The sequence below is a fragment of the Paenibacillus sp. FSL H3-0469 genome (assembly GCF_038051945.1).
In the GTDB taxonomy this organism is placed as follows: Bacteria; Bacillota; Bacilli; order Paenibacillales; family Paenibacillaceae; genus Paenibacillus_AQ.
The window spans coordinates 3,019,962-3,045,789 of the sequence record NZ_CP150302.1 but is presented as its reverse complement, the minus strand read 5'-3'; the positions used below and the strand labels follow the sequence as shown (position 1 = coordinate 3,045,789).

25 protein-coding genes are annotated in these 25,828 nt (G+C 53.9%); 19 read left to right on the top strand and 6 right to left on the bottom strand.

Annotated elements, in window-relative coordinates; all coding sequences use genetic code 11:
• The first annotated feature begins 29 nt into the window (after positions 1-29).
• Positions 30-1,679: an ABC transporter substrate-binding protein gene (locus tag NSS83_RS13200; RefSeq protein WP_341184108.1), complete on the top strand. Its 1,650-nt coding sequence runs from the start codon at positions 30-32 to the stop codon at positions 1,677-1,679.
• A 114-nt stretch (positions 1,680-1,793) separates the two neighbouring features.
• Here the strand turns inward: NSS83_RS13200 and NSS83_RS13195 are convergent, their stop codons facing one another.
• Positions 1,794-2,693 (bottom strand): LysR family transcriptional regulator, encoded by a 900-nt coding sequence (locus NSS83_RS13195; protein WP_036701597.1) that lies wholly within the window; start codon positions 2,691-2,693, stop codon positions 1,794-1,796.
• Between the two features lie 414 nt (positions 2,694-3,107).
• Between NSS83_RS13195 and NSS83_RS13190 the strand changes: the two genes are divergently transcribed.
• The 8 genes from NSS83_RS13190 (at position 3,108) to NSS83_RS13155 (ending at position 11,160) form a co-directional block, all read left to right on the top strand.
• Positions 3,108-3,773, top strand: coding sequence for a succinate dehydrogenase cytochrome b558 subunit (locus tag NSS83_RS13190; RefSeq protein WP_036727089.1), 666 nt, complete (start codon positions 3,108-3,110; stop codon positions 3,771-3,773).
• A 207-nt stretch (positions 3,774-3,980) separates the two neighbouring features.
• A complete protein-coding gene (gene sdhA, locus NSS83_RS13185; protein WP_036701593.1) occupies positions 3,981-5,723 on the top strand; it encodes a succinate dehydrogenase flavoprotein subunit in 1,743 nt (580 codons plus the stop codon).
• 38 nt (positions 5,724-5,761) lie between these two features.
• Entirely contained in the window at positions 5,762-6,526 is a 765-nt protein-coding gene (gene sdhB, locus NSS83_RS13180; protein WP_341184109.1) for a succinate dehydrogenase iron-sulfur subunit, read from the top strand.
• 374 nt (positions 6,527-6,900) lie between these two features.
• Positions 6,901-7,734: a DUF3891 family protein gene (locus tag NSS83_RS13175; RefSeq protein WP_341184110.1), complete on the top strand. Its 834-nt coding sequence runs from the start codon at positions 6,901-6,903 to the stop codon at positions 7,732-7,734.
• Positions 7,735-7,833: 99 nt separating this feature from the next.
• Positions 7,834-8,520, top strand: coding sequence for an ion channel (locus NSS83_RS13170; RefSeq protein WP_341184111.1), 687 nt, complete (start codon positions 7,834-7,836; stop codon positions 8,518-8,520).
• 37 nt (positions 8,521-8,557) lie between these two features.
• Positions 8,558-9,490 (top strand): metallophosphoesterase, encoded by a 933-nt coding sequence (locus NSS83_RS13165; RefSeq protein ID WP_341348389.1) that lies wholly within the window; start codon positions 8,558-8,560, stop codon positions 9,488-9,490.
• A gap of 52 nt (positions 9,491-9,542) precedes the next feature.
• A complete protein-coding gene (locus NSS83_RS13160; protein WP_341348388.1) occupies positions 9,543-10,085 on the top strand; it encodes a GNAT family N-acetyltransferase in 543 nt (180 codons plus the stop codon).
• A 334-nt stretch (positions 10,086-10,419) separates the two neighbouring features.
• Positions 10,420-11,160, top strand: a complete 741-nt coding sequence (locus tag NSS83_RS13155; protein ID WP_341184114.1) for an NADPH-dependent oxidoreductase — start codon at positions 10,420-10,422, stop codon at positions 11,158-11,160.
• Between the two features lie 217 nt (positions 11,161-11,377).
• Here NSS83_RS13155 and NSS83_RS13150 read toward each other — a convergent pair whose 3' ends face one another.
• Together NSS83_RS13150 and NSS83_RS13145 are read right to left on the bottom strand one after the other, a co-directional pair.
• Positions 11,378-12,187, bottom strand: a complete 810-nt coding sequence (locus NSS83_RS13150) for a histidinol-phosphatase (RefSeq protein WP_341184115.1) — start codon at positions 12,185-12,187, stop codon at positions 11,378-11,380.
• Positions 12,188-12,232: 45 nt separating this feature from the next.
• Positions 12,233-13,135 carry a LysR family transcriptional regulator gene (locus tag NSS83_RS13145; RefSeq protein ID WP_036701586.1) on the bottom strand — a complete coding sequence of 301 codons (903 nt, stop codon included), beginning with the start codon at positions 13,133-13,135 and terminating at the stop codon, positions 12,233-12,235.
• 386 nt (positions 13,136-13,521) lie between these two features.
• Here NSS83_RS13145 and NSS83_RS13140 point away from each other — a divergent pair, with 386 nt between their 5' ends.
• The 5 genes from NSS83_RS13140 to NSS83_RS13120 all read left to right on the top strand — a co-directional run bounded on the left by NSS83_RS13140 (position 13,522) and on the right by NSS83_RS13120 (position 18,409).
• Positions 13,522-13,977, top strand: coding sequence for a chemotaxis protein CheX (locus NSS83_RS13140; protein ID WP_036701585.1), 456 nt, complete (start codon positions 13,522-13,524; stop codon positions 13,975-13,977).
• A 28-nt stretch (positions 13,978-14,005) separates the two neighbouring features.
• Entirely contained in the window at positions 14,006-14,782 is a 777-nt protein-coding gene (locus NSS83_RS13135; RefSeq protein WP_341348387.1) for an SDR family oxidoreductase, read from the top strand.
• Between the two features lie 174 nt (positions 14,783-14,956).
• A complete protein-coding gene (locus tag NSS83_RS13130; RefSeq protein WP_341184117.1) occupies positions 14,957-16,444 on the top strand; it encodes a DEAD/DEAH box helicase in 1,488 nt (495 codons plus the stop codon).
• Positions 16,441-17,187, top strand: a complete 747-nt coding sequence (locus NSS83_RS13125) for an ABC transporter ATP-binding protein (protein WP_036701580.1) — start codon at positions 16,441-16,443, stop codon at positions 17,185-17,187. Before NSS83_RS13130 ends, NSS83_RS13125 begins: the two co-directional genes overlap by 4 nt.
• Before the next feature lies 1 nt (position 17,188).
• Positions 17,189-18,409, top strand: coding sequence for an ABC transporter permease (locus NSS83_RS13120; protein ID WP_341184118.1), 1,221 nt, complete (start codon positions 17,189-17,191; stop codon positions 18,407-18,409).
• Between the two features lie 213 nt (positions 18,410-18,622).
• On the opposite strand, the gene NSS83_RS13115 is transcribed toward NSS83_RS13120, so the two are convergent.
• Together NSS83_RS13115 and NSS83_RS13110 are read right to left on the bottom strand one after the other, a co-directional pair.
• Positions 18,623-18,736 (bottom strand): YjcZ family sporulation protein, encoded by a 114-nt coding sequence (locus NSS83_RS13115; RefSeq protein WP_209875980.1) that lies wholly within the window; start codon positions 18,734-18,736, stop codon positions 18,623-18,625.
• Between the two features lie 155 nt (positions 18,737-18,891).
• Positions 18,892-20,193, bottom strand: coding sequence for an aminotransferase class I/II-fold pyridoxal phosphate-dependent enzyme (locus NSS83_RS13110; RefSeq protein WP_341184119.1), 1,302 nt, complete (start codon positions 20,191-20,193; stop codon positions 18,892-18,894).
• Between the two features lie 223 nt (positions 20,194-20,416).
• On the opposite strand from NSS83_RS13110, the gene NSS83_RS13105 reads away from it, so the two are divergent.
• The 5 genes from NSS83_RS13105 to NSS83_RS13085 all read left to right on the top strand — a co-directional run bounded on the left by NSS83_RS13105 (position 20,417) and on the right by NSS83_RS13085 (position 24,821).
• On the top strand, positions 20,417-21,202 hold the full coding sequence (locus NSS83_RS13105) for an AraC family transcriptional regulator (protein WP_341184120.1): 786 nt from the start codon (positions 20,417-20,419) through the stop codon (positions 21,200-21,202).
• Between the two features lie 417 nt (positions 21,203-21,619).
• Positions 21,620-22,369: a 2,3-diphosphoglycerate-dependent phosphoglycerate mutase gene (gpmA, locus tag NSS83_RS13100; protein WP_341184121.1), complete on the top strand. Its 750-nt coding sequence runs from the start codon at positions 21,620-21,622 to the stop codon at positions 22,367-22,369.
• Between the two features lie 149 nt (positions 22,370-22,518).
• On the top strand, positions 22,519-23,349 hold the full coding sequence (locus NSS83_RS13095) for a DUF1629 domain-containing protein (RefSeq protein ID WP_341184122.1): 831 nt from the start codon (positions 22,519-22,521) through the stop codon (positions 23,347-23,349).
• A gap of 61 nt (positions 23,350-23,410) precedes the next feature.
• Complete coding sequence (locus tag NSS83_RS13090) at positions 23,411-24,256, top strand: DUF1629 domain-containing protein (RefSeq protein ID WP_341184123.1); 846 nt, start codon at positions 23,411-23,413, stop codon at positions 24,254-24,256.
• 58 nt (positions 24,257-24,314) lie between these two features.
• Positions 24,315-24,821, top strand: a complete 507-nt coding sequence (locus NSS83_RS13085; RefSeq protein ID WP_341184124.1) for a DUF2569 domain-containing protein — start codon at positions 24,315-24,317, stop codon at positions 24,819-24,821.
• A gap of 146 nt (positions 24,822-24,967) precedes the next feature.
• Here NSS83_RS13085 and asd read toward each other — a convergent pair whose 3' ends face one another.
• Complete coding sequence (gene asd, locus NSS83_RS13080) at positions 24,968-25,759, bottom strand: archaetidylserine decarboxylase (protein WP_341184125.1); 792 nt, start codon at positions 25,757-25,759, stop codon at positions 24,968-24,970.
• Positions 25,760-25,828 lie beyond the last annotated feature (69 nt).

Sequence of the window (25,828 nt, the reverse complement as noted above, 5' to 3'; positions counted from 1 at the left end):
ACGAAAATTCAAAAAATGGGGGAATTGCGATGAGTAAAAGAAGCGTGTATTCGTTAATGATGGCATCCGTCATGACGGCCGGCCTGCTGGCCGGATGCTCCGGGGGAAATAACACCAAGAATACAGCCGAATCCAGCAATAAGCCGGCCGAGACAGCCGCTGCTACGAACCAGGCCGAAGGAGCCTATCCTGATTATTCCAAGGGCTTCGAGAAAAAAGTCTCGCTGGACATTCCGGTCTATGAGCGTGCCTATGAAGGCTGGAACGTGTCCGATAACTACTATACCCGCTGGGTACAGGCGGAGTTCGGCGACAAATATAATATAGAGGTTAACTATGTGCCGATTACCCGCTCCAAGGAAGTAACGGATTTCGAGCAGCTTCTGGCTTCGCACAAGGCACCGGATATTATTTTCCATTATGATATGCCGCAAGCGCTTACTTATTATGGCGAGGATGTGATGCAGCCGCTCGACTATGCAGAGATCCAGAATTATGCGCCGACCTACTGGAAGAACATGGGTGAAACGATTGAACAGTATGGTACCGTGGATGAGCAGAAGACCTTCTTCTTCGCTGCACGCCCGGAAGCCGACAACTTCGTCAACATTATCCGCAAGGATTGGGTGGAAAAGGTAGGCATGAAGGTGGAGGATCTCACCTCGCTCGAAAAGTATAACGAGATGCTTGCCAAGTGGAAGGAAGCCGGACTCGGGGTGAGCGGCGGCAATCTGCTGCAGAACTTCTTCAACTTCAACTATCCGTTCCGTGAATGGCCCGTGGATGCGAAGTATCGTGCGCTGTATTCCGATCTCAGCGTTGCCGATCTGACTACGAAGGAGACAGAGGCTTACCTGCGAAACCTCAATTATCAGTATAACAATGGCCTGATTGATAAAGAATTCTACCTGCGCAACGATGAGCCGAAGATTAAGGCGGAATTCGTGGCAGGCAAAACCGGCAACTTCGGCTTCTATCTGGCGAACAACACCGATGTTTTTGCGGCTACGCTGCAGAATAACCCCGATGCTGAGTTTGCGGTGGTGCCTCCGTATGCAGGGGTTCCGGAAGGCAAGAAGCCTCAGGGACGCGCTTACTGGCCGTTCGGCTTCATTATGGGCATTAACTATGAATCCACGCCGGAAGAACGCGCAGCCGTGTGGATGTATCTGGAATGGCTCAGCCAGCCGGAGAACCTGTTCAAGTTCCAGAACGGGATCGAAGGGGAGAACTATACGCTTGACGCAGACGGCATTGCGCTGAAGAACCCGGATTATAAGGGCGAAGCGGTGCTGGCACAGAACAATAACAAGGACTACTGGGGTCTGGTGACGGAAATTGCCCAGTACCCGGATGAAGCCAAGACCCGCAAGGCCAACCTGCGGAACTGGGCACCGGCCGGTTATGAGCCGCTTGCGGATGATCTGGTGAAATATTATGACGAGGTTGCCGAATTCCGTACACCGGATGCCCTGTTCAATGTGGTGCTGGAGAAGGTGAACGAATACAAGGCCGATCTGAACACGCTGTTCCAGGAGCTGTACGTGAAGGTGGTGCTCGCTCCGGAGGCTGAATTCGATGCTACGTATGAAGCCGCCAAGAAGACGTATCTGGAGGCAGGCTACCAGGAGATTCTCGATGAGAAGCAGGCGGCAATTGATGCAGGCAAATTCCGTTAATCCGGTGTAAGTCTGGTTTAGTATAGCAAAAGAATTACCCGGCAGTATCCTCACCCGGCAGGCTGATCCGTAGCATTACGGAAGCTTGCCGGGTGATTGCTGTGTTCCCCGCCGCTACTCGCGGCTGTTCAGAAAGACATCCTCCGTGACCTGCACCAGGCAGCGCGCTGCTGTGCTGAGTCCGCCGCTGCTCTGGTAGATGAGGCAAGTGGTCCGCTGCGTCTGCTCCAGCTCCTTGATGTGCAGGGAGACCAGCCCCCCGCCGTTCAGCAGCTCCGGACGCAAGTAAGAGTTCGGCAGCAGGGCCGCAGCCTTGATCGTCGGCAGCAGGCGGACGATGGCCTCGAAGGAGTCGATCTCCATCCGTACATCGGGATCAACCCCGCAGCGCTGGAACAGATCATCTGTCGTCCGGCGGTACCAGGTTCCCTTGGAGAAAAGAATCATCGGCAGCCGGGAGAGATGCTCCATGGTGAGCCGCGGCGTCAGGGTCAGCGGATGCTGCTCGGAGACGACCAGCCGGAGCTGGTCCTCGAACAGCGGGATGCAGCGCAGCCCCGGCTCCTGGACCTGGGAGGCGATGATGGCGACATCGCATTTGCCTTCGCTGACAGCGGTGACCATTTCATGAGTCTTCCCGGTGATGAGCTTCAGCTCGGCTGCCGGATACTTCTCTGTGTACGCTTTTACCAGAGGGGGCAGGGTTGTCTGCAGTGTGGTAAGGCTGGCGCCCAGGGTTACGAGCTGCGGCTCTCCCTCCTTGAACTTCGATAACGCTTCCAGAAACTTGGAACGCTGCTGACGCTGCTCCAGCGCATAAGTGTAGGTAAGGCGGCCGACCTCTGTAAGCTCCAGGCGCTTACCGAAGCGGTTGAACAGGGCGACGCCGAGCCGCTCCTCCAGCTTGGAGATTTTGCGGGAGAGGGCCGGCTGGGACAGGTTGAGCTGGCGCGAGGCCCGGTTCAGGCTGGAATGCTCCACCACCGCAGCAAAAGCATCTAAATCATCATACATTTCATAGTGCTCCTCTCTTACAAATCCCATACAACTGTGATAAAAGGCATAGCCGATGTGTCAAGGTTCTCCTGATGTGCAGGAAGACAACCCTAAATTGTAAGTTATTGATGAAGCTAAATGAGAATTATTATCATATTAAAAATATTCTTATGCAATTATTGTATAACGATTAATAATTAGATTGCAATTCCCTTATAAGCAAAAAAAGAGTAACATGAAAAGTGACACAAGATATTCACATATTGTGAATTATTCAGCAAAGTCCGGGAAAACAATGGATAGTGGTGAAAACAGACTATTAGCCGGTAAATCAAGACTGCCGCTGCCCTGTTTCAACTGTACTCCCGGCGGTGTATGCTCTTTAAAAAGACTTGTGAAAACGCTGTTTTATATGGAAAGGGGACACTTTGCATGAGAGGATTTTATTCCAGAAAGATTCATTCCTTGCTCGGCGTTATCCCGCTCGGGGCATTCTTCCTTGAGCACATGCTGACGAACTTCGCAGCAGTAGAGGGTGGCGCTTCTGGTTTCACAGACAGTGTGCTGTGGCTGAACAGCCTGCCGCTTGTCTTCTTCCTGGAATTGTTCGGCATCTGGCTGCCGCTGCTGTACCATGGAGTCTACGGCCTGTACATCGCGTACCAGTCGAAGCCGAACCTGAACCGCTACAATCTAGAGCGCAACTGGCGTTATACGCTGCAGCGGATCACCGGAGTTGTCACCTTCATCTTCATTGTCTGGCATCTGTGGGACACACGCGTCCAGGTAGCGCTCGGCAAGGTGGAGCATGATCAGCTTGGCGGAGTGATGCATAACATTGTGACCCAGCCGCTGCTGATGACTCTCTATATTGTCGGAATCGTGGCTGCCTGCTTCCACTTCTCCAACGGTCTGTGGTCGTTCCTGATCAGCTGGGGAATCACGGTGGGTCCGCGTTCGCAGAGAGTATCGTCGGTACTTTGCCTCGGTATTTTCGTTATCGTTACTTTCATGTTCGTCCTGTCGCTGGTTACCTTCCGTAACGATGAATTCCAAACTGCCGCTACGGCGATGCAGTCAGTGCGCAGTTTCATTTAAGGATATACAGGTGAGTGGAAGCGGTTAACTTTTGCTGGGACACACTCACAAAACCAAAGCGTATGCTTCCGAGGCAAGTTTTGTACGATGAGGAATCAGGAAGCAGACGCTGACAAAACTTAAGCCTATGCTTCCGAAGCAAGTTTTGCTGCTCAGCTATCTCGAAGAAGCGGATCTTCCGCAAAACTTTTTAGGAGGGGAACAATCATGGCATCAGCCGATATCATCATCGTGGGCGGCGGTCTGGCCGGCCTGATGGCTACCATTAAGGCCGCTGAGTCCGGCGCGCATGTACATCTATTCTCACTGGTCCCTGTCAAAAGATCACATTCCGTCTGCGCGCAAGGCGGCATCAATGGCGCCGTGAATACCAAGGGCGAGGGCGACTCGCCTTGGGAGCATTTCGACGATACTGTCTACGGCGGCGACTTCCTGGCCAACCAGCCGCCGGTTAAGGCCATGTGCGAAGCAGCACCGGGCATTATTCACCTGATGGACCGGATGGGCGTAATGTTCAACCGTACGCCGGAGGGGCTGCTCGACTTCCGCCGGTTCGGCGGAACGAAGCGCCACCGCACAGCCTTCGCAGGTGCGACTACCGGGCAACAGTTGCTGTATGCGCTGGATGAGCAGGTACGCCGCTGGGAAGCGGAAGGCCTGGTTACCAAGAGTGAGAACTGGGAATTCCTCTCGGTGATTCTGGATGACGAGCGGGTCTGCCGCGGTATCAGCGCCCAGAATCTCAAGACGATGGAGATTCAGACCTTCCCGGCGGACGCGGTCATTCTGGCCAGCGGCGGTCCGGGGATTATTTTTGGCAAAACGACGAATTCGGTCATCAACACAGGAACCGCCGCAAGCGCCGTGTATCAACAGGGTGTGCACTATGCGAACGGGGAATTCATTCAGATTCACCCGACGGCGATTCCCGGCGATGACAAGCTGCGGCTGATGTCGGAATCGGCACGCGGCGAAGGCGGACGGATCTGGACCTATAAGGACGGTAAGCCGTGGTACTTCCTCGAAGAGAAATATCCATCGTACGGTAACCTGGTGCCGCGCGATATTGCTACCCGTGAGATTTTCAATGTGTGTGTGGATCAGGGGCTGGGCATTAACGGCGAGAACATGGTCTACCTGGATCTGTCGCATAAAGACCCGAAGGAGCTTGACGTCAAGCTGGGCGGGATTATCGAGATCTACGAGAAGTTCATGGGGGATGATCCCCGCAAAATTCCGATGAAAATCTTCCCGGCTGTGCATTATTCAATGGGCGGCATGTGGGTCGACTATAATCAAATGACGAATATTCCCGGCTTGTTCGCGGCAGGGGAATGTGAATATCAATACCACGGGGCCAACCGTCTGGGAGCGAATTCCCTGGTCTCTGCCATTTATGGCGGGATGGTCTCCGGACCGAAGGCCGTGGAGTATATCAAAGGCCTCAAGAAATCGGTGCAGGATATTTCCTCCACGGTGTTCGACAGCTTCCACAAGACTCAGACCGATAAATATGAGTCGCTGCTCGGGATGACTGGCACAGAGAATGCTTACGTGATCCATAAGGAGCTTGGCGAGTGGATGACGGCGAACATGACTGTGGTGCGTGAGAATAAGAAGCTGGAAGCCACCATCGGCAAAATCAAAGAACTGAAGGAACGCTACAAGAATATCAATATGAGCGACACTTCGCGCTGGAGCAACCAGGGGGTAGCCTTCACCCGCCAGCTTTGGAACATGCTGGAGCTGTCGGAGGCGATGACACTTGGAGCCCTGCTGCGCAACGAGAGCCGGGGCGCGCATTACAAGCCGGAATTCCCGACGCGTAATGATGAGGAATTCCTCAAGACCACCAAAGCCGCCTGGACAGCAGACGGCCCGCAGATCTCCTACGAGGAAGTCGATGTGTCGCTGATTCCTCCGCGCGTGCGGGATTACTCGAAGGACTGACCGGTTAGACTAACCAAACTTTCTAGGAGGTAACTGACATGGCGGAAACAGCAGCAGCTCCCAAAAATGTGAAATTTATTATTACCCGCCAGGATGAACCGGAGACCAGCCCCTATACGGAGGAGTTCGAGCTTGCCTACCGTCCGGGGATGAACGTAATCAGTGCGCTGATGGAGATTCAGCGGAATCCGGTGAATGCGAAAGGCGATAATACGGTTCCTGTATGCTGGGAATCCAACTGTCTGGAGGAGGTCTGCGGCGCCTGCTCCATGGTCATCAACGGCAAGCCCCGTCAGGCGTGCGCAGCGCTGATCGACAATCTGGAGCAGCCGGTGCGCATTGAGCCGATGAAGACCTTCCCGGTCGTGCGCGACCTGGTCATTGACCGCAGCCGGATGTTCAATGCCCTGAAGCGGGTCAAAGCCTGGATTCCGATTGACGGCACGTATGATCTCGGTCCGGGACCGCGTATGCCGGAGAAGAAGCGCCAATGGGCGTATGAGCTGTCCAAATGCATGACCTGCGGCGTCTGTCTGGAGGCTTGCCCGAATGTTAATGAGAAGACTAACTTCATCGGGCCGGCAGCCATCTCCCAGGTGCGCCTGTTCAACGCTCACCCGACAGGTGAGATGAACGCTGAAGAGCGCCTGGATGCGCTCATGGATGACGGCGGCATCGATGGCTGCGGCAACTCGCAGAACTGTGTGCGTGCCTGCCCGAAGGGCATTCCGCTCACGACCTCCATTGCCGAGATCAACAAGCAGACAACCAAGCATATGTTCAAGCGTTGGCTGGGAGTCTGAGCATTTTTCAGACCATTCGTCTATAAACAGAATCGTAGCAGGCCATTCAGATGTCATTACTGGGTGGCCTGTTTGGCTGCGCCCGGCATTGTTACAGGTACGGATGTTTCTGGCCGGCTGGAAAAGGGGTACATGTGTAGACAGCCTGTAATGAAGAGCCTGAAGCTGCATAGAATAGCCATACGTCCGCAGGTTCCGATAAATATAGGTGGATATGTTATAATCTACATAGCCAAGTGGAAACGGCTTTGCCGTCCTTTTAAGGACGGTATCGTTTCAGCGAGAAATAGAAGGATAATTTATAGCGTAAAACCTATAAATTCTTATATTTTGAAGATAGCCGCCAGCGTAGCGGATAAGGGGGAGGAATGACTGTGATTTGCCGTGAACAGGATGGAACGCTTGTAATGACGAAGCAGCATGAGCACGGGCTGCTGGCCGGAGAATTTGCTAAGTGGTTCAAGGAAGAGCATACGCCTGCGGAAGGCCGCCGGGCTGAGGTGCTGTGGGCAGTAAGCAACCATGACCGGGGCTGGATTGATCTGGATGAGACACCGTTCTGGAATGATGCGGAGGGGCTGCCTTACAGCTTCCTTGATTTCCCGGTTGTGCCGAAGCTGACCTTTTATAGACGGGGAATTGATGAGGTGGAAGCGAAGACCCCATACGGGGCGCTGCTGTGCAGCTCGCATTTTGAACGGTTAATTGAGGTGTCGGGTGAGGAATGCCCGGAGCTGACACAATATCTGGAGGGTGAAGCGGACCGCCGCGCCCGTATCCACCGGGCGCTGGAGCAGAGCAAGCCGCTTGAAGAAGGCGAGCTGTATTATGACGCCAGACTGCTGCAATTCTGCGACGATCTGTCGCTGTTCCTGGCGCTGAGCAAGCCGGGCAGCGCCGAATCCGAGAAGCACCCCTGGTTCGTAGACGGCTTCTCCGGCAGCGAGGAGTTCAGCTTCACCTCCGGCCGTGCCATTGAGGCGGAGTGGCAGGACAGCGCTACGCTGACCCTGACTCCGTTTCCGTTCACGCAGGAGGTTGAAGTGAGCTTCAAGCAGCGGCGGGTCAGCCGGGCGGACATTAAGGATAAGGGAATTGCCCGCGCCTACCGCGAGGCTCCTGAGGAAGAATGCCGGATCAAGGTCATTAGCGGACCGGAGGAGGACTCGCGGGCTAAGACCGGAGCCGGTCAGCGCACTAAGGGGTAGTATAAGTCCGGGCAAGCCGCTGCTCTGCGAGTATAAGCAGGACCGGATAAGGACCTTCCCGGCGGGAAGCCGGGAGCATAGAACAGGAGTGTAAAGGCCATGGCATGGTGGATCTGGGCTTTCAATATCATTGTCATTGTATTCCTGGTAGTGAGGTTTGCCCGGTTGAAGCTGAGCTGGATAGGCCGAGGCGTGCTGCTCGCTCCTATTCTCATCTATGCGCTGATCTCAGTGGAGGATCTGCTGAACCTAATCGATCTGGGTACGATTGTACCTGGCAACCGGGGACTGCGCGGACTGATTCTGTTTTTTGTCCTGGCTTCAGTCTTGTTCTATATTCTGTTTATTTTCCATGAAATCAGGGATTCCAACAGCAAGGAGGTCAGGCTGCAGCAGACGCTGGTCCGGATCAGCATCGCTGCATTCACCTGTATTATTTTTTTTACAGTCGTATATACATCGATATATAAGTTGTTTGGACAGTCCTCGTTCCAGGGAAAAGGGTTGGGCGAGGATCTGCTTAGCCAGTTCATTACGTTCCTCTATTTCAGCGTGGCTACTTTTACGACAGTCGGTTACGGGGATATAGCTCCCATAGACAATACCTCAAGGCTGGTTGTAGTTATGCAGATTTGCTTCAGCTTCATTACGGTCGCTTATGCGCTATCCATGCTGGGCTTGTTCCGCAAGATTCTTGGGGGAAATACCACAGAGGAAGAGGTTGAGGCAGCCATTGAAGTAGATATTGATGACAAGGTGGATGAAGCCGTAGAGGATCGACAATAACCCGATTAGAATTCAAGACAGAGAGGAGAATCTCCCTATGAAAAAATCGTTCGGAGGCTCTCCCGAACGTACAGTTTCCGCTGCGGCGGACGGCGCGGGAACTGGCCCCCCGAAGCCGGAAGGCCGGGGCGGCCGCAAGATGACCCGCCGACAGTTCCTGGCCCGGGGGGCAGGCGCGGTAGTCGGCGCAGGCCTCCTCGCCGGCGGCTATGCCTGGCAGGGAGAGCCGAACTGGTTAGAGGTGACCCGCCGGGAGCTGCCGCTTGCCGAGCTGCCGTCCGCGTTCGCAGGGACCCGGCTGGTCCATTTCAGCGATGTGCATCTGGGCTTCAACAAGGATGCGAAGGATCTGGCCCGGCTGACGAAGCATATCAAGGAAGAACAGCCGGATCTGATCTGCTTCACCGGGGATATCGTAGACAGCTATGCTGAAGATCTGACCGATGCAGTCCCTCTGCTGGCGGAGCTGCAGGCCCCGCTTGGGAAGTATGCCATCCTCGGGAACCATGATTACAAGAATACGGAGCTGCTGACCCGTCTGCTGACGGAGGCCGGATTCCGCGTCCTGCGGAACGAGTCTTATCTGATCAAGCAAGGCGGAGCGACGATTGCCGTAGCAGGACTGGATGACATGCTGCACGGCAAGCCGGACCCGGAGGCAGCTGTCCTGGATATTCCAGAAGGCATCTTCACGGTGCTGCTGATGCATGAGCCGGATTACGCCGAGGTGGCGGAAGCCTATCCTTTTCATCTTCAGCTCTCAGGTCATAGTCATGGCGGTCAGATTCGTCTGCCGCTGGTCGGAGCGCCGTTCACGCCTTACGGATCTAAGAAATACATAGACGGCTTGTATTATACAGAGAATAAGGCGATGCCGGTGTATGTGAACAGGGGCTTCGGCGAGACAATGATGCCGCTGCGCTTCCTGTGCCGCCCGGAGCTTACCGTGCTGACTCTGCGCCGGGGGTAGCCGGACTGCAAGAGAGGGGCGCCATAGGCGGGAGAAGAAGAGGGAGAAGTTCATGAGCACTTATGAGATGATCATGGGGATGTCGCTGCAAGGCTCTATGGTGGAACTGAAGAATATGGCGTCTGGCGACGGAGCGCTGCTGAAGTCGCTCCTCTCCCATCCGGAGGTACAGCCGCATATTCAGCTGCGTCATGCATCGACTTCAAGGCAGGGCGTGCTGGATAAGCTGGTGACCCGGATGCTGCATGGCTACGATCCCGGCGCGCTGCATGCAGGAATCTATATCTTAGACCAGCCGGAGCTGATCGGATCAATCTCCTTGCAGAATTGGAACCGGCAGGAGGGCCAGGCGGTACTGGGCTATATGCTGAATCCTTCATGGTGGGGGCGCGGATATGCGACTGAGGCACTGGGATTGCTGCTGGCCTACGGTTTCAGCGAACTTGGACTGAAGAGGGTCGAGGGACGCTGCCGGGGGGATAATTACCGGTCCGCCCAGGTCATGCTAAGGAACGGCCTGACCCTGGAGCGGACCCTGCCGATGGCAGACGGCTCGGGCGATGTAATGAAAGTATTCACATTGTCACACAAATGAAATAATGCCGTTATCAAACTCTAACAGTCAGCGGTTAAACTAAGTACATGACCCCCTTTTGAAAATATAACTGCTGTTGGGACCCGATGATTCGGGTCCATTTTTTTTGGGCGTGTGCGGGTAGGGGCCCGAGATGAAAGGGATAAATCCCTTTGGATCGGCCAGAAGTGGGCTGGAGGAGTGAATGAGGGGCATTAGTGCCCCTGAATTTGCAGCCACCATATTTGCGGTATTAAACATTGTGTGCTGGCAGTCTCCAAGGGGATTGGGCTATGATAGTGTAGATGGTACATGGACAAATATAGATGGGAGAGGAAATGAACCTTTGAATGATGTGATTAGATTACTTATGAACCACCGTTCGTTCCGGAACTACAGCGGGCAGGCGGTGGAGCCTTGGAAGCTGAAGACGATTATTGAGGCAGCTCAGGCGGCACCGTCTTGGGTGAACGGCCAGCAGGTATCGATGATTGCGGTACGCAGTGAGGAACGCAGGCAGCAGCTGTCGGTGCTGTGCGGCAACCAGAAGCACGTGGCGGCAGCGCCGGTCTTCCTGGTGTTCTGCATGGACTTTCACCGGGCCAAGCTTGCGGCGGAGCTGGAAGGCCAGCCGTTCGAAACGGCTGCGGATGTAGACGCGCTGCTGGTTGGAGCTACGGATGCCGGCATTGCGCTAGCGAACGCAGTGGCTGCCGCCGAGTCGCTGGGGCTGGGGATTATCCCGATCGGGGGCGTGCGCCGCAACACGGCAGGAGTGATTGAACTGTTGCAGCTGCCAGAGTATGTATTTCCTGTGGTCGGTCTCTGCATTGGCTATCCGGCGGGAGAACAGCCGAAGAGTTCACGCCTGCCTATAGCAGCTGTATACCATGAAGAGGTCTATAACCCTGATCAGCAACACTTGATCGAAGAATATAATGAGACCCACCGGGAGCTGCTCAAGTCCCAGGGGCTGACGGAGCGGAGCTGGACCAGCATGATTGCCCGCTTCTACGCTCTGAATCCGCAGTATGGGGACTCACAGCGTACGCTGAAGCAGCAGGGCTTCACCTGTGAGAATCTGAATAAGGAGTAACTAGTTAACATCTGGAGGAATGCAGATCCTCCCGGGATCTGCGGCTCAGTCGGTGGGCAGGCAGCTGTTAGATGTTAGTGAAGAGTTGGAAGGTAGCAGCTAACAGTTTGTAGTCCGCTTCTCTAATAGTATCGACTTAGCCCAATAGAAACCCCGCCTTGCAAGTCTGGTGCAGACTTTGGCAAGGCGGGGTTTTTGAAATGAATTATGCGTCTGCCTACAACGCAACCTTAACCTTCTCGCGGCGCTTGTAATAGACCCAGTATTCGAAGCCAATCTCTTTCAGCCGCGCAGCCACCTGATTACGCTGGTCGGCAACACGTGCAGGTAGATGGGCATCGGAACCGAAGCTGACCTCCACGCCGAAGTGCAGGGCCCGCTCCAGAATCTCATCGGATGGGTACCAGCCGCCGCACAGCTTGGTGCCGCCGGAGGTGTTGATCTCGATGGCCGGGCCGCATTCGCCGATCACGCGCAAGGCTTCGTCAATCTCCTTGGGAGCAGCGATCTCGGAGAAGGGCGGATAGTTGCCCTTCATGGCATCGATATGGCCGAGAATCTGGAAGATGCCGCTGCGTGCGGATTCGGCAATCAGCCGGTAGTACTCGCTTTTGGAGGCAAGCCTCTGCGCGGGGTCAAGCCCCTTCCAGCGTCCCTGGTTGAAGATACTGACCTCCTCAACATGATGCACGGAGCCGATTACATAATCGAACGGGTAGGCGGCGTAGGTCTTGCGGTACAACTCCGCATGCTCCGGAAAGAAGTCGGATTCCATGCCGAGCAGGACATCAATACGGCCTTCGTATTCTTTTTGCAGCGACAATACTTCCTCCACATAGTGGACCAGCTCAGACTTGGCCATGGCAATGCGCGGAAAAGCCTGCTCAGACGGGCTTCCGAAGTAAGGCGAATGATCGGAAATACCGATAACATCCAGCCCCGCCGCTATTCCGGCTTCAATATAATCCCGGATCGTACCGTCAGCATGGCCGCAGCGGAAATGATGGGTATGCAGGTCGAACTTCATAATGGGAACATCTCCTTAGGCTAATATGGCTAAATAGGGTGCAGGTTACTCTGAGCCGATGAACTGGGTCTCGGGCATTCCCTTGAGGTCGCTCAGGAACTGCCTCATCGCAGAGTTGACATACTTGCCGGACTTGGTAATGACACCTACAGGATGGGTAACCTCAAGCTCGATGATCGGGACGATGCGCAGGGTTCCGCTTCTGACCTCGGCAGTGACAGACTGCTTGGAGATGACCGCCGCTCCCAGATCAAGCTCGACCATCCGCTTCACTTCCTCACTGCTGGTCAGCTCCATAATTACCAGCGGCTGAATACCGTGTCTCGCCAGCACCTCGTCGACAAATTTCCGGCCGACCGTATCCGGTGAGAGCAGGATGAGCGGGATGGTGCCCAGTGCCTCGATCCCGGCTGTTTTGACCTGGGCCAGCGGATGGCGGGGGGAGACAACCAGTTCGAAAGTATCATAATACAGGACCGAGGTCGTCATTCCCGGATTGCGGCCGATCAGGTAGCCGATGCCGACATCCACAATCCCGTTCTCGACTTGCTGGTAGATCTGGGAGGAGGACATGGATGAGATCGAGGTTTTGATATGAGGGAACTGATCCTGGAAATAGGAGAGCACCCGGGGGAGAATCTGGATGGCGATGGAGGTGGTCGTACCGAGAATAATATGCCCTTGGGGATTCTCTTCGAGATCGGCAAGGCGCTGCTTAAGCTCATCTACGATTCCGACAATCTGTTCCGCGTGGGCGAGGAAGACCTTGCCCCTGTCCGTCAGCGTCACCGGCTGATTCCGGTCAACAAGCTGGGTTTTGAACTCTTCCTCCAGGCTTTTGATCTGGGCCGAGACCGCCGGCTGCGTCAGGTTGAGCAGCTCTCCCGCCTTGCGGAAGCTCATGGTTTTGGAGATGGTGATCAGTGTTTCGAGCTGGCTGATATTCATGGACTGTCCCCCTTATGGCTACCGGATGGTGCCGCCGTATATTTGTACAAACAGGGAAAGCCGCAGCTTTCCGGAGGGCGTATGTGCACATGCAAGCTTCCAGAATTAGAGTCTGCAAGCCGCGGATTCTGACAAAGTAGATAGGTACAAGGGTCGCTGTGAGTGCTGCACTCGGAGGGTGTGACGCCGCAGATCTTACGTTTATTGATTAAATTATAGGAGATTCCTCCCGGGAGGGCAATGTTGGGCTCCAAACTATCTTCAGAAATCATTCGACAAGACCATTAATTTTTGGTGAATAATGCCGATATATGAAGTATAATAAATTTTATTGCTTAGGACTTTTGGTATATGACTAAAGACTGGTCGAGGGGGACAGCACTTTCATGAAAGCAGAAGTAATCAATCCGTTTTTAGAGTCTGCGCGCATTGTAATTGAACAGGTGATCCAAGTCTCGCCGTCCACCGGTATGCTGGGGATTAAGGATATTGAACTGATCGATAATCATATATGGATTCAAGTGGGAATGACAGGTCAGCTCAGCGGGAATATTATCTTCGGGATTGCCGAACCGGTAGCACTTAAGATGGTGTCGGCCATGATGGGCGGTTATGTGATAACAGAGATGGATGAGATGGGCCAGAGCGCCATTTCCGAGCTGGGCAATATGATCAGCGGCAATGCCAGTACTATTCTCTCCAATCAGGGGGTGTCGGTAGACATTACCCCGCCGAAGCTGATGAAGTCCGAGAGCATGTCTATACTGCCGCGCAAAGCGCTGAGTATTCCTCTTGTGATGGAAGGCATCGGGGAGCTTGATATTCAGGTAATGATCTCTTAGGCGGATAATCGGGAGTTGAATCTATTCCATGGCATTACAAGGCAAGATTGTGGTAATTACAGGAGCTTCGAGCGGAATTGGCGCGCTTACGGCGCAGATGCTCAGCGGGCTAGGGGCGGTTCCCGTTCTTCTGGCCCGGTCCAGAGACAAGCTGCAGGCTGTTGCGGCGGGCATCCAGGGGGAGCATGGGCTGTTCATCTGTGATGTGACCGATGAGGCGGCGGTGAAGCATACCTTTGCGGAGATCCTGGAGCAATACGGCAGAATTGACATTCTGCTTAATAATGCCGGTTACGGCAAGTTTGCGGCTTTTACAGAGATGGAGTCTGAAGAGTTCGCTGATATGATGGATGTTAACTATATGGGAATTGTGCGCTGCACCAAGGCTGTCGTTCCTCATATGCTTACGCGCGGCAGCGGTCAGATCGTGAACGTGGCTTCCATGGCCGGCAAAATCGGAACCGCACGCTCAGTGTCCTACACGGCCACCAAGCATGCCGTTCTCGGCTTCACCAATGCGCTCCGCCAGGAGCTGCGGAAGAGCGGTATTATTGTCTCGGCTGTGAACCCCGGACCCATCGCCACCGAATTCTTCAAGACCGCCGACCCTTCCGGTAACTATGAACGAAGCGTAAGCCGGATCATGATGACGCCGCAGCATGTGTCCGCGAAGATCGTTAAGCTGATGGATAAGGGTAAAGAGGAAGTGGACCTGCCCGGTCTGGCAGGCTTCGGCATCCGGCTCTATGGCCTGTTCCCGCGGCTGGCAGACAAGCTGACCTATAACCTGATGAACAGAAAATGAATAAATTGTAGTTTTGATGTGTGGCGTGAACGACTTGTCCCCCTTTGGTATACAGGATGGTATGACCGTTTAAATACGGCCCCAACTTAGATTTTATGGCCTTCCATTTGGTGGAGAGGCCTTTTTGGCATATAATGAACATATTATCTTAAGTGAAAAGGATGAAACCCTATTATGAATAAAGCTTCTTTTGCGGCTATCGGCATCCAGGAAGACCTTGCTGCCCGATTGTCTGAATTCGGCATCACCGAACCATCCCCTGTACAGGAGCAGACGATTCCGCTTCTGCTGGAAGGAAGAGATGTTCTGGCCGCATCCCAGACAGGAACAGGCAAGACACTGGCTTATCTGCTGCCGCTGCTGCAAGGGATTAACCCGGACTCGAAATCGGTGCAAAAGCTGGTGCTGGCCCCAACGCAGGAGCTGGCGATGCAGATCCTGCGTGAAGCGGAGCGCTACGGGGCACACCGTGGCATCCGGGCTATAGGGCTGATCGGCGGGGCGGCGATCAAGCGCCAGATTGACAAGCTGCGGGAGCATCCGCAGCTGGTGGTAGGCACCCCGGGACGCATACGTGAGCTGATCGGGCTGCGCAAGCTCAAGATGCATGAGGTGAGCACAATTATTCTTGATGAGGCAGATCAGATGTTCCAGCTTAGCGGTGCGGGCGAAGTGACGAAGATCGTCAGCAGTGCGCTGCGTACGCGGCAGCTGGTCATGCTGTCGGCTACGATTGGACCGGAGACCCGTCTGTTGGCGAACCGGGAGATGAAGAATCCGGCGGAGGTCGGCATCGACCCCGGCATGATGACTGCCCAGAGCCTGGAACATCACTATGTGGTGTGCGAGGAGCGGAACAAGATCGATATGCTGCGCCGGGTCATCCGCCACTATAAGCCGGACCGGGCCATTGTGTTCGTGAACGCTACGGACGACATCGCTGAGGTGACAGCGAAGCTAAACCACCTGGGGCTCCCAGCCGCAGCACTGTACGGCGACGCCGACAAGGTGACGCGCGCAAACGTGCTGACCCGCTTCCGGGACGGCAAGCTTAAGGTCCTGGTCGCCAGTGACGTAGCGGCGCGGGGCCTGGACATTGAGAATCTGACGCTTGTCGTCAGCTTCGATCCGGCCTTTGACTCCGAGCACTATGTCCACCGTGCCGGACGGACCGGGCGCATGGGTAAACGCGGCTTATCCGTAACGATCGTTACGGAGCAGCAGACGTTCATCATGCGCAAATTCGCCCGCGAGCTGGATATCCAGCTGGACGAGCGGGAGATGGCCTTCGGCAAGGCGCTGGCGGAAGGCGGACGCGCCGAGCTGCGCAGCGGCGGCGCGAAGGAGCGCCGCGAAGGGGCTGAACCGCGCGGCGGCATTGCAGCGCGCACCGGCAAGCCGCAGGTGCGGACCTCGGCGGCTGGAACAGCAGCCGGAGGGACGGGCGGCGACGCGCCGGCAGGGCAGCCGGGCACAGCGGCTGGCGGCAGTGGCCTTACGGTGCGGCGCGAGCAGCACCGGCCGGGAGTGAGCGCCGGCACGCGCAGTGCGGCGGGGCCCGGGGGCAAGGCCCGCAGCCAGGCGGAGCGGGACAAGAACCGCAAGAATAAGGGAGCCCCGAAATGGCTTAAGAACAAAACCCCGAGAGGTGACGGTCAATGAATACAGCTCCCGTATTGGAAATTACGGGCCTCAGCGGAGGCTACAGCCTGAACAAGCCGGTGCTGCATGACATCGGCCTGCAGGTGCAGCCCGGTGAGATGGTTGGGTTAATCGGACTGAATGGTGCGGGCAAGAGCACCACAATGAAGCATATCCTGGGGCTGATGTCCCCGCATAAGGGTGAGATCACGGTACAGGGGAAGACGCGCAGCAGCGATCCGGAGAGCTACCACAGTGCGCTGTCCTTCGTGCCGGAATCCCCTCTCCTCTATGAGGAAATGACGGTTCGTGAGCATGTGGAATTCACAGCCAGAGCGTATGGTGTGGAACGCAGTGATTATGAATCACGCACCAGCCAGCTGGCAGCACTCTTCAATATGGAGGACAAGATGGATACCTTGTCCTCCCATCTGTCCAAGGGCATGAAGCAGAAGGTGATGATCATGTGCGCGTTCGTAGCGCGTCCGGCCCTGTATGTCATCGACGAGCCGTTCCTTGGCCTCGACCCGCTGGGTATCCGCTCGCTGCTCGATTTCATGCTGGACCTGAAGAAGTCCGGAGCTTCGATTCTGCTCAGCTCGCATATTCTCTCCACGATTGAGAACTATTGTGACCGGTTCATCGTGCTGCACGGCGGTAAGGTGATTGCCGAAGGGACCCTCGCCGAGATGACCGCGAAGGCAGGGCGGCAGGGCTTGAATTTGGAGCAGCTGTTCTATGAGCTGGTTCAAGGAGGGAAATGATATGGATTTGAAGGAGCTGCGCCGGCAGCGGCGCAGCCGGTTCACAGGCAGCCTGATCCCTTATGCCGGATATATCATTCAGAGCGGGGTAGCCATGGTGTTCCTGCTGGTGTTGATTATGTTCTCCGCCTGGTACACAGCGCTGCTGCGCGATATTCCGCCCGGCATACCGATCCGCTGGATTATGTTCGTCCTGTTGGTGCCTGCGGCGGTGCACAGCAGCTTCCGGACGTATCTGCAGACTCCGGATACGATCTTCCTGCTGCCGCAGGGCCACCGGATGAGGGAGTATTTCGCCCCGTCCTGGGTCAGCGGCAATGTATGGAAGATTCTGCGCCTGGCCTTTATCCTCATTACATTATGGCCGCTGTACATACGCACCGAGGAGTCACCCCGGGGACTGCTGGCTACCCTGCTGGTACTCATTCTGGTCAAGCTGTTATCCAGCTACGGGTTATGGCGGGAGACGGCGATGCTCTCCCGCCCCGCTGCGGCAGGCTATAACCTGCTGCGCTGGGCGGTCGGCGGTCTAATGGTTGGGGCATGGCTATGGCAGCCGTCCCTGCGCGCCCTGATCTTCATCCTGATTCTGGCCGCAGCCTATGTGGCCGCACTGGCTGTTCCCGGACGGCATGCTGTTCCGTGGGAACGCCTGATCACTATGGAGAAGAACCAGGGAACCCGGGCGCTGATGGTCCTCGGCTGGTTCGTCGATGTTCCGGGACGCGAGCAGCGGGTCTATGCCCGCCGTTATCTGACGCGTTGGGGCAGCGGGCTCAGCTGGCAGCGGGATTCCGCCTACCGGTTCCTCCTGACCAAAAGCTTTGCCCGTGGTGACGTCTTCGGCATCGTCCTGCGGATGGCGGTGCTGGATATGTTCCTGGTGTGGATGATGAAGGATAGCTATCTCGGCATCGGCATCTATATATTCTTCCTCTTTCTGATGGGCATTCAGCTGACGGCGCTGCGCAAGCTGCACAGCGAATCGTTCTGGCTGACCGTCTACCCGCTGCCGGAGGGCAGCAAGAGCAAGGGAACGATCCAGTTTGTCTTCCGGGCCCATCTGGTCCTGGCGCTGCTGACCGGATTGCCGCTCCTGCTTCAGGCCGGGCAGCGGCCGCTGGAAGTACTGTCTACCTTCGCCTGCGGATTCCTGCTGGCGTATCTGTTCAAGGTAAGCTCCACCCGCAAGGAAGCGCGTGCGGATGAAGACGACCTGTAGAACGGATTGCAGCAGCAGACAAGGCGTCACCCGCAAGCCGGGTGTGCTTATAACAAATGGCCTCAGGCTCTCGCGGATGCGGAGTCTGAGGCCATTTTCAGAAGAAAAGAATGTATAATAGGGAATTCCCTCTTCATCTCAGGTGGTGCAGGGAATGCTATAACACGTGGATCGGAGAGAGCGCGCAGCTCCCTCCAGGGGACTCACTCCCTGTTAGACAAAGAGTGAACGGCTGATGATAACCAGCAGGATAAAGAGAACCAGAATGGCTCCAGTGCTTGTGAACCCGCCGCCGTATCCGTATCCGCCTCTAACTTCTTCGCTCATTGTTCATTCCCCTTTCGCGTGTGAGTGTGTTGTACTTGAGTACATCGTATTGTATGTGCGGAGGGAAGAACGTGTATAGGCCAATGCCATAGCACCGGGCAAAAAAAATCAGCCCCCGCCTTCAGGGGCTGACACAGTTATGCTAAGGCGGATGATCAGGCCTTCTCCAAATCACGGATGCCTGCATAGACGAGATCGAACAGATCCTCCAGCTGATCCTCCTCGATACAGGAGAAGGCAATGCGCAGGTCGCTCTCGCCAAGGGCGATGGTGCCCAGGCCGTAGGTGTGAATCAGGTGAAGCCGCAGATCTTCCGCAGAGACGGTGAAGAGCTTCAGGCACATGAAGTACCCGGAGTTGAACGGATAATAGGTCCACACATCATCGCCGTATTTACCGCTGTCCAGCAGCGCCTTCACTTTGTTGGCCCGGCCTTTCATGATCTGGAACTTCTCTTCCTTCTGTGCAGCGAATTCCGGTGCCTTCAGCGCGTCGAGCACGAAGGTCTGCGATGGATGCGCGCCGCTGGAGATGGTAGCCCGGATAATGCCGAGCGTTTTTTGTTCCAGCGCAGCCAGCAGCTCCTTGTCCTCCGAAGCGTAGGTGATGAAGCCGACGCGGAAGCCCCAGACGAATTCTTCCTTGGTGGCTCCGTCAATCTTGACCGCCAGCACGCGCGGATGCAGATTCGCCAGCTTGCCGAACAGTGATTCCTTAAGCGAATCCTCGAAAAAGAGTCCGAAATAAGCATCATCGCTGACCACTACCACATTAACGCCTGCTTCGGCGGCACGCAGGATAGCGGCAACAATAGCCTCGCCTTCTGCAAGGCCGGGCGTATATCCGGTTGGATTATTCGGGAAGTTAAGCAGGACGATGGCTTTGCCGCGGTCCTTCTGGGCCAGCAGGGCATCCAGCAGCCCTTCGCTGTTGAAGCTCATGTCCTCCGTGAAGAGCGGGTAATTCACGGTTTCGGTCAGCCGGCGGATGCCGAAGGTCAGCTCGTAGTTCTCCCAGTTTTTGTCCGGATAAATGACGGCATCCCCTTGCTCTGCGAACAGATCGGCAACGATGCTAAGCCCGTGGGTCAGCGCATTCGTGACGATTGGATTACTGAAAGACTTGCCTTCAAGCGACGGATTCTCACGCAGCATCTTCTCCCGCCAGACGGAGCGAAGCTCCGGCTTGCCTGCTGGAGGCGCATAGCCGTACAGGTCTTTGGGACTGTAGGCGGAGAGCTTATCCTGGATTACGCCAAGGTGCATCGGCAACCCGTTCTCGGTAGCAATCCCGATGGTGGCGTTATACTTTTTAGCATGAGCCGTTGCCTCTGCGGATTGGCTCAGAATCCCCTCTTTGGGAAAATAGATCGCTTTACCGAGACTCGAGAGCATATCGTATACATGTTCATTGCCTGCCTTGATGCTGTCATTCAATTGTCCAGCCAGTGGATTCATCAGTTTCATCCTTCCGGTATTCTTCTGGGATATATACGTTAACATTGCCTAACATTATAACACCGTGGATTGCCGCCGTCACTGAGTAATGCGGTGATTTGATAAATAGTTTTGGAATCCGGCGGCGGTCTGCTCCGTTGCGGCATGCAGAAGATGTACAAACAGGAACCGGACAAGGTATTATGAAAAGTAAGCTAACGCTACATCTATAGGAGGGAACGATATGCTTCATGCATCGCCATCCTCTTTTGTCATCCTCCCGGCCCTGGCGAAGATTGTCTGTGAACCGGGCTGGAAATGGCAGAAAAGAGAGAAGCCGCTGCAAAACTATGACTTGTTCTATGTCTGGAGTGGAGAGGGTACGGTTGTGCGTAACGGCGTGCCCTATCAGGTGGGGAAGGGAAGCTGCTTCCTGTTCCGGCCGGGGGATTATACCAGTGCCACACATAATCCGCAGAAACCGCTTGTCATTACATATATTCACTTCGATGTGACGGAGGAGATCACGGAGCTGCCGGCCCCTTACCATGAGCTGACCGAGACGGTGGAGTTCGAGCATCTGCTCGCCCGTTATGTCCGGCTGTTCCTGGTGCAGACCTATGCGGCGGAGGAGGAGGGCCGTCTGATTCTGAAGCAGCTCATGATTCATCTGCTGCGGCAGGATCAGGCGAGGCCGGTCGAGCGCCATGTCAGCAACCAGCTGGCGGAGGTGATCCACGAGGTCGCCAACTATGTCAGCCAGCATCCCGGGGCAGCGCACCGGGTAGAAGACCTGGCCGCCCGGGCGGGGTTGTCCCCGCGTTACTTCTCAATCAAGTTCAAGGAGATCACCGGCTCCTCGGTCCAGTCCTATGTGATCCGCGCACGGATCGAACGTGCCCAGCATCTGCTGCTGTACGCAGGTATGAATGTCACGGAGGTGGCGGATGCGCTTGGCTACCGGGACATCTTCTTTTTCAGCCGCCAATTCAAGCAGCATACCGGGAAAAGCCCTTCGGAGATCCGCTGAAGCGGCGGGGAGTATCGTGCTGAGTGTAGTATAGGTACCTCGGGTGCTAGATGTGCTGTGTATGCTTTGTGTGCTTGATGTGCCATGTGTGCTATGTGTGCTATGTGTGCTATGTGTGCTATGCGTGCTATGTGTGCTGTGTGTGCCATGCGGACCGTAAGGGCCTTATTTTGCGAAAATGGTACTTATTCCTCCCGTTGCGGACTCTTGGGCCGTTATCTGACTGATTGGGGCTGAAATAGAGGGGAATAGGCAAACTTAAGAACATCTGAGTCCGCTTGCCCTGCGTGATCTGGCAGAATAGCTGAAATAGCGGCCCCCCAGTCCGCAAGATAGGCCTGAAGTTGAAGCGGACACTGCTCTGTGACAGAATAGAAGCAAGAGAAGCCAATCATACACGGGAGAAGGAGAATACTTATGTACGAAATCGTTCTGATACGGCATGGTGAGAGTGAATACAACCGGCAGAATCTGTTTACGGGCTGGAGTGATCCCGATCTGACGGAGAAGGGTGTGGAGGAGGCCAAGAAAGCGGGCCGGCTGCTGAAGGAGAACGGATACACCTTCGATCTTGCATTCGCTTCGGTGCTGAAGCGTTCGATCAAGACGCTGAACTATATTCTGGATGAGATGGACCTGCTGTGGATTCCGGTGCAGAAGTCATGGAAGCTGAATGAGCGCCATTACGGGGCGCTGCAGGGCCTCAGTAAGAGCGAGACTGCCCTGAAATACGGTGAGGAACAGCTCCATATCTGGCGGCGCAGCCTCTCGGTCCGGCCTCCGCAGCTGGAGTCGGATGATCCACGGTATGCGAGACACGATGTCCGCTACAAGGAAGTGCGGCCGGGCGACATTCCGCATGGGGAGAGCCTGGAGGATACCGTACACCGGGTCGGCGACTTCTGGGCCAACCGGATTGTCCCGCTGATCCGCAAGAAGGAGCGGGTGCTGATCTCGGCGCACGGCAATACGCTGCGGGCCCTGATTAAGTACATGGAGGATATCGACGAGACCGCGCTGCTGGATCTCAATATCCCGACCGGCGTTCCGCTGGTCTACAAGCTCGACGACGATGTGAAGCCGCTCAGCCGCTTCTACCTCGGCGAACCCGAAGAGGTGCAGCAGAAGGCGCGTGAGGTGGCGAACCAGAGTAAGGTTACGGAGTAGTTTAGCTATATATGATATAAGCCCTGCAGAATTTGCTGCAGGGCTTCTTGGCGTTTTGTGTGAGTGTTAAGGGAGAGTGGAAATGTAATAGCCAGCAGCTATGGGGATTTTATACAATATAGTAAATAGCTTTGAAATAGGAGGACGAAATGAAAGTATATAGAATAAGATGTGCAGATAACTATCTAGATTTAACACTTGATAAATCCACTGATTCAGAGCACCCAATTGAAACTAACTTCACTGGTGAATCCAAACTACTATTCTGGACCCCACCCCTCATGTTTACAAATAAAAAAAAGAAGAAGAAGAGTGACTTTCCTAGTTACTTAAGTGGTCAACGAGTAATATCAGGAAAGGCGAAGGGGATATTGGGACCTTATCTTGAAAAAGAAGTTGAATTTCTACCATTGATTCACCCATCTTTAGAGCTCTCAATGATTAATGTAACTAATATTCTTGATTGCGTGGATTACAACAGATCTGTAATCAAATTAACAAGTTTAGGCACTTTTGCTGGATTTAACAAACTTGTTTTTGATTTTTCCCAAATACCGGACAATACCTATATTTTTAAAATTAAAGAAACGGCTAAGGTTTGTGAGTTTGTAACTGAAGCATTTAAAGACCTAGTGGAGCTCCACGGCCTTAAGGGCTTGGATTTCTCAGAGGTTTACGATTCAGCTTTTACTGCAGAAAAAGAAGAAGAACAGAAACAGAATTATCAAGCAGCCCTTGATGCCATTGAGCATAGCAAAGGGACGGAGTTTTCTTATGAAGAGGCTCGTATTCTTATGGAGCAGGGAAAAGCGGTTGCCAGTGGAAAATGGAGAATGCTATATGATGAAAAGGGGGAATTATGGCTGGGAGAACTTATGCCGGATTTGAAACACGAATGGGGTAGACCTGTATATATTCCACCAATCTTCTTTGGCTGCGCATGGCATGAGGTTGGTTTTACCCAAATGAAGCATACATAGGTATAAATGATCTGTTATTTCAAATAATCGGATGAAAAATTGAAATAATGAGGTGCATAAAATGAAGGTTTATGATCTGAAGGTTAAGCATTCCACTACCACAACATTGTTTTTAGAAAATTATAATGAACTATCATTGCATACTATTCGTGAAGACTTTCAAGGTCAAAAGCTATTAGGGAAATGGGAGCCTGTCAAAATTCAAACTTATAAAAAAAGAAAATTTAATGAGTTCCCATATCTCATAGATGAAAAACCAATAGTATCGTATAAAGCGATGAATATACTTATGCCTTATATATCCACCGAGGTTGAGTTCCTACCCCTCATTCACGATGAGCTTGATATCTTTATGATTAATGTAATCAATATTTTAGATTGTGTGGATTGGCAGAAGTCAAAGGCAAAATGGCTACAAGAAAAGTATTTTATGGGTTTTGATAAATTGGTGTTTGATTATACTAAAATCCCTGAACAGACCTATTTATTCAAAATTAAAGAGCAAGCAACCTCTAAAGTATATGTAACAGAATTATTTAAAGAGCTTATTGAAGAACATCAATTGCCAGGCTTGGACTTCTCAGTTGTATATGATTCAGAGTTCACAGAAGAAATGGAGCAAGTACAACAACGTAAATATGAAGCCGCACTACAAGCCATTGAGCATAGCAAAGGGACAGAGTTTTCTTATGAAGAGGCTCGTATTCTTATGGAGCAGGGAAAAGCGGTTGCCAGTGGAAAATGGAGAATGCTATATGATGAAAAGGGGGAATTATGGCTGGGAGAACTTATGGTGGATTTGAAATACGAATGGGGTAGACCTGCATATATTCCACCCATCCTGCTAGGCTACCTATGGCATGAAGTTGACTACACTCAAATAAAATCGAAGCTTCCGGAAGAATGAAATGTACTCGTTAAAGCGGCCCTCATATCTTCTTCACCGCATTAGAGGGGGAATAAAGTTGGAAGCAGAGGTTGAAAAAGAACCACATGTATATCCACCGTTACGCCCGTCAGGTCTCGGAGGCTGGCTGGTGCTGGTGCAGATCGGATTATTCGCAACATTAATTCAAGTATCGTATCAGCTGGTGAACTACAATATTCCAAGCTTCAGCCGGGAGTATTGGGATCTTCTGGCATCCCCGCAAGGGAAGATGTATCATCCGCTCTGGGCGCCGGCCATTATATTTGAAGCCGCTGCGAACGGAGTGCTGCTATTGCTTACTATATTTACTTTGATTTTGTTTTATCAAAAAAAGGCACTTCTGCCGCGCATGATGATCCTGCTGTATTCCGTCAACCTGCTGATCGGGATCATTGATTATGTGCTTGTGATGAATATTCCTGTTGCCAATGAGCTGCAGGATGGAAGCAGTATGCGTGATCTGATTAGAGCATTATTCACCTGTGCGATATGGACAGCTTACTTCCGGAAATCAGAGCGCGTAAGGTACACCTTTATCCGTTAAAAAGCTCCGGCGAACGCAGGGTCTAAGCCCGCCCGGAAGCCTCATTACAGTGCAAATAACCCCCGCCCAAGGTACGCGGCTTCGTGTCCTTGGGCGGGGGTTATTCTGCAGATTAATCTTGTTACGCAGGCCGGAAGCGCCTAATGTTACACCGGCCGCCGCATCTCTCCCAGCAGCTCGCCCATCTTCACCTTCGTGTCCGGGGTAAGCCCCGGGCGCGGGGTGAAGGTGCCGCTCTCCAGCAGCAGGACTACCGTGGAACCGAATTCGAAATAAGCCAGGTCGTCGCCGCGCTGCCATTCTTTGGCCGCCTCATCGGTGTAGCGGATACTGCTCACATTCATTGCGCCTACCTTAACCACGGCGGTCTCGCCATAGCTGCCGGCTATATAGGTAATCAGCCGTTCGTTACGGCTCAGGACACTCTTCATATGGCGCATGCCGAAATCATTCACGGGATAAGCCCGTCCGCGGATATAATCGCTCTCCCTCAGCTGTCCGGTTAACGGGGAGTGAATCCGGTGATAATCGGTAGGGCTTAAGTAGAGGACAAAATAATAGCCTTTCTTGTACAGTTCGAGGTGTGGCGAGTGATTAAGCAAATCCTCCAGCGTATAATCCTGCCCCTTCACATTCATTATTGTGCCGCAGTTGATTTCGCCCATTGCCGTAATCATAGCGTCTACAGGACTGGCTACGGCATGCTCACCGCTGGCCACCGGGCGCATTCCCGGCTTCAGGCGGCGGCTGAAGAATTCATTCAGTGTACGGTATTCTCCGGCAGCCTTCTCCGCCTCGGCGGCAGGAATCTGATAGGAACGAATAAATACCGGAATCATAAGGCGGCTGAGTCTGCTGTGGGATAAAGCCCCCATCAACCTGGAAAGCCATCTGTGCGAGGATAGCTCGGTCATCAGCCGCAGCAATTGTTTAACCATGCCCATCTCCCTTCCATCATGCAGCAGTAAAAATCCCGTGCCAAGGGACTCCACCCGCTCTGCATTATA

Excerpts from the sequence above, each read along its gene's own strand:
- NSS83_RS13125 (WP_036701580.1), top strand. The coding sequence starts at position 16,441 with ATGAATACAGCTCCCGTATTGGAAATTACGGGCCTCAGCGGAGGCTAC.
- NSS83_RS13150 (WP_341184115.1), bottom strand. The coding sequence starts at position 12,187 with ATGAAGTTCGACCTGCATACCCATCATTTCCGCTGCGGCCATGCTGAC.
- NSS83_RS13090 (WP_341184123.1), top strand. The coding sequence starts at position 23,411 with ATGAAGGTTTATGATCTGAAGGTTAAGCATTCCACTACCACAACATTG.
- NSS83_RS13115 (WP_209875980.1), bottom strand. The coding sequence starts at position 18,736 with ATGAGCGAAGAAGTTAGAGGCGGATACGGATACGGCGGCGGGTTCACA.
- asd (WP_341184125.1), bottom strand. The coding sequence starts at position 25,759 with ATGGTTAAACAATTGCTGCGGCTGATGACCGAGCTATCCTCGCACAGA.
- NSS83_RS13105 (WP_341184120.1), top strand. The coding sequence starts at position 20,417 with ATGCTTCATGCATCGCCATCCTCTTTTGTCATCCTCCCGGCCCTGGCG.
- sdhA (WP_036701593.1), top strand. The coding sequence starts at position 3,981 with ATGGCATCAGCCGATATCATCATCGTGGGCGGCGGTCTGGCCGGCCTG.
- NSS83_RS13165 (WP_341348389.1), top strand. The coding sequence starts at position 8,558 with ATGAAAAAATCGTTCGGAGGCTCTCCCGAACGTACAGTTTCCGCTGCG.
- NSS83_RS13130 (WP_341184117.1), top strand. The coding sequence starts at position 14,957 with ATGAATAAAGCTTCTTTTGCGGCTATCGGCATCCAGGAAGACCTTGCT.
- NSS83_RS13135 (WP_341348387.1), top strand. The coding sequence starts at position 14,006 with ATGGCATTACAAGGCAAGATTGTGGTAATTACAGGAGCTTCGAGCGGA.
- NSS83_RS13145 (WP_036701586.1), bottom strand. The coding sequence starts at position 13,135 with ATGAATATCAGCCAGCTCGAAACACTGATCACCATCTCCAAAACCATG.
- NSS83_RS13160 (WP_341348388.1), top strand. The coding sequence starts at position 9,543 with ATGAGCACTTATGAGATGATCATGGGGATGTCGCTGCAAGGCTCTATG.
- NSS83_RS13195 (WP_036701597.1), bottom strand. The coding sequence starts at position 2,693 with ATGTATGATGATTTAGATGCTTTTGCTGCGGTGGTGGAGCATTCCAGC.
- NSS83_RS13200 (WP_341184108.1), top strand. The coding sequence starts at position 30 with ATGAGTAAAAGAAGCGTGTATTCGTTAATGATGGCATCCGTCATGACG.
- NSS83_RS13190 (WP_036727089.1), top strand. The coding sequence starts at position 3,108 with ATGAGAGGATTTTATTCCAGAAAGATTCATTCCTTGCTCGGCGTTATC.
- NSS83_RS13170 (WP_341184111.1), top strand. The coding sequence starts at position 7,834 with ATGGCATGGTGGATCTGGGCTTTCAATATCATTGTCATTGTATTCCTG.
- sdhB (WP_341184109.1), top strand. The coding sequence starts at position 5,762 with ATGGCGGAAACAGCAGCAGCTCCCAAAAATGTGAAATTTATTATTACC.
- NSS83_RS13140 (WP_036701585.1), top strand. The coding sequence starts at position 13,522 with ATGAAAGCAGAAGTAATCAATCCGTTTTTAGAGTCTGCGCGCATTGTA.
- NSS83_RS13095 (WP_341184122.1), top strand. The coding sequence starts at position 22,519 with ATGAAAGTATATAGAATAAGATGTGCAGATAACTATCTAGATTTAACA.
- NSS83_RS13120 (WP_341184118.1), top strand. The coding sequence starts at position 17,189 with ATGGATTTGAAGGAGCTGCGCCGGCAGCGGCGCAGCCGGTTCACAGGC.
- gpmA (WP_341184121.1), top strand. The coding sequence starts at position 21,620 with ATGTACGAAATCGTTCTGATACGGCATGGTGAGAGTGAATACAACCGG.
- NSS83_RS13110 (WP_341184119.1), bottom strand. The coding sequence starts at position 20,193 with ATGAATCCACTGGCTGGACAATTGAATGACAGCATCAAGGCAGGCAAT.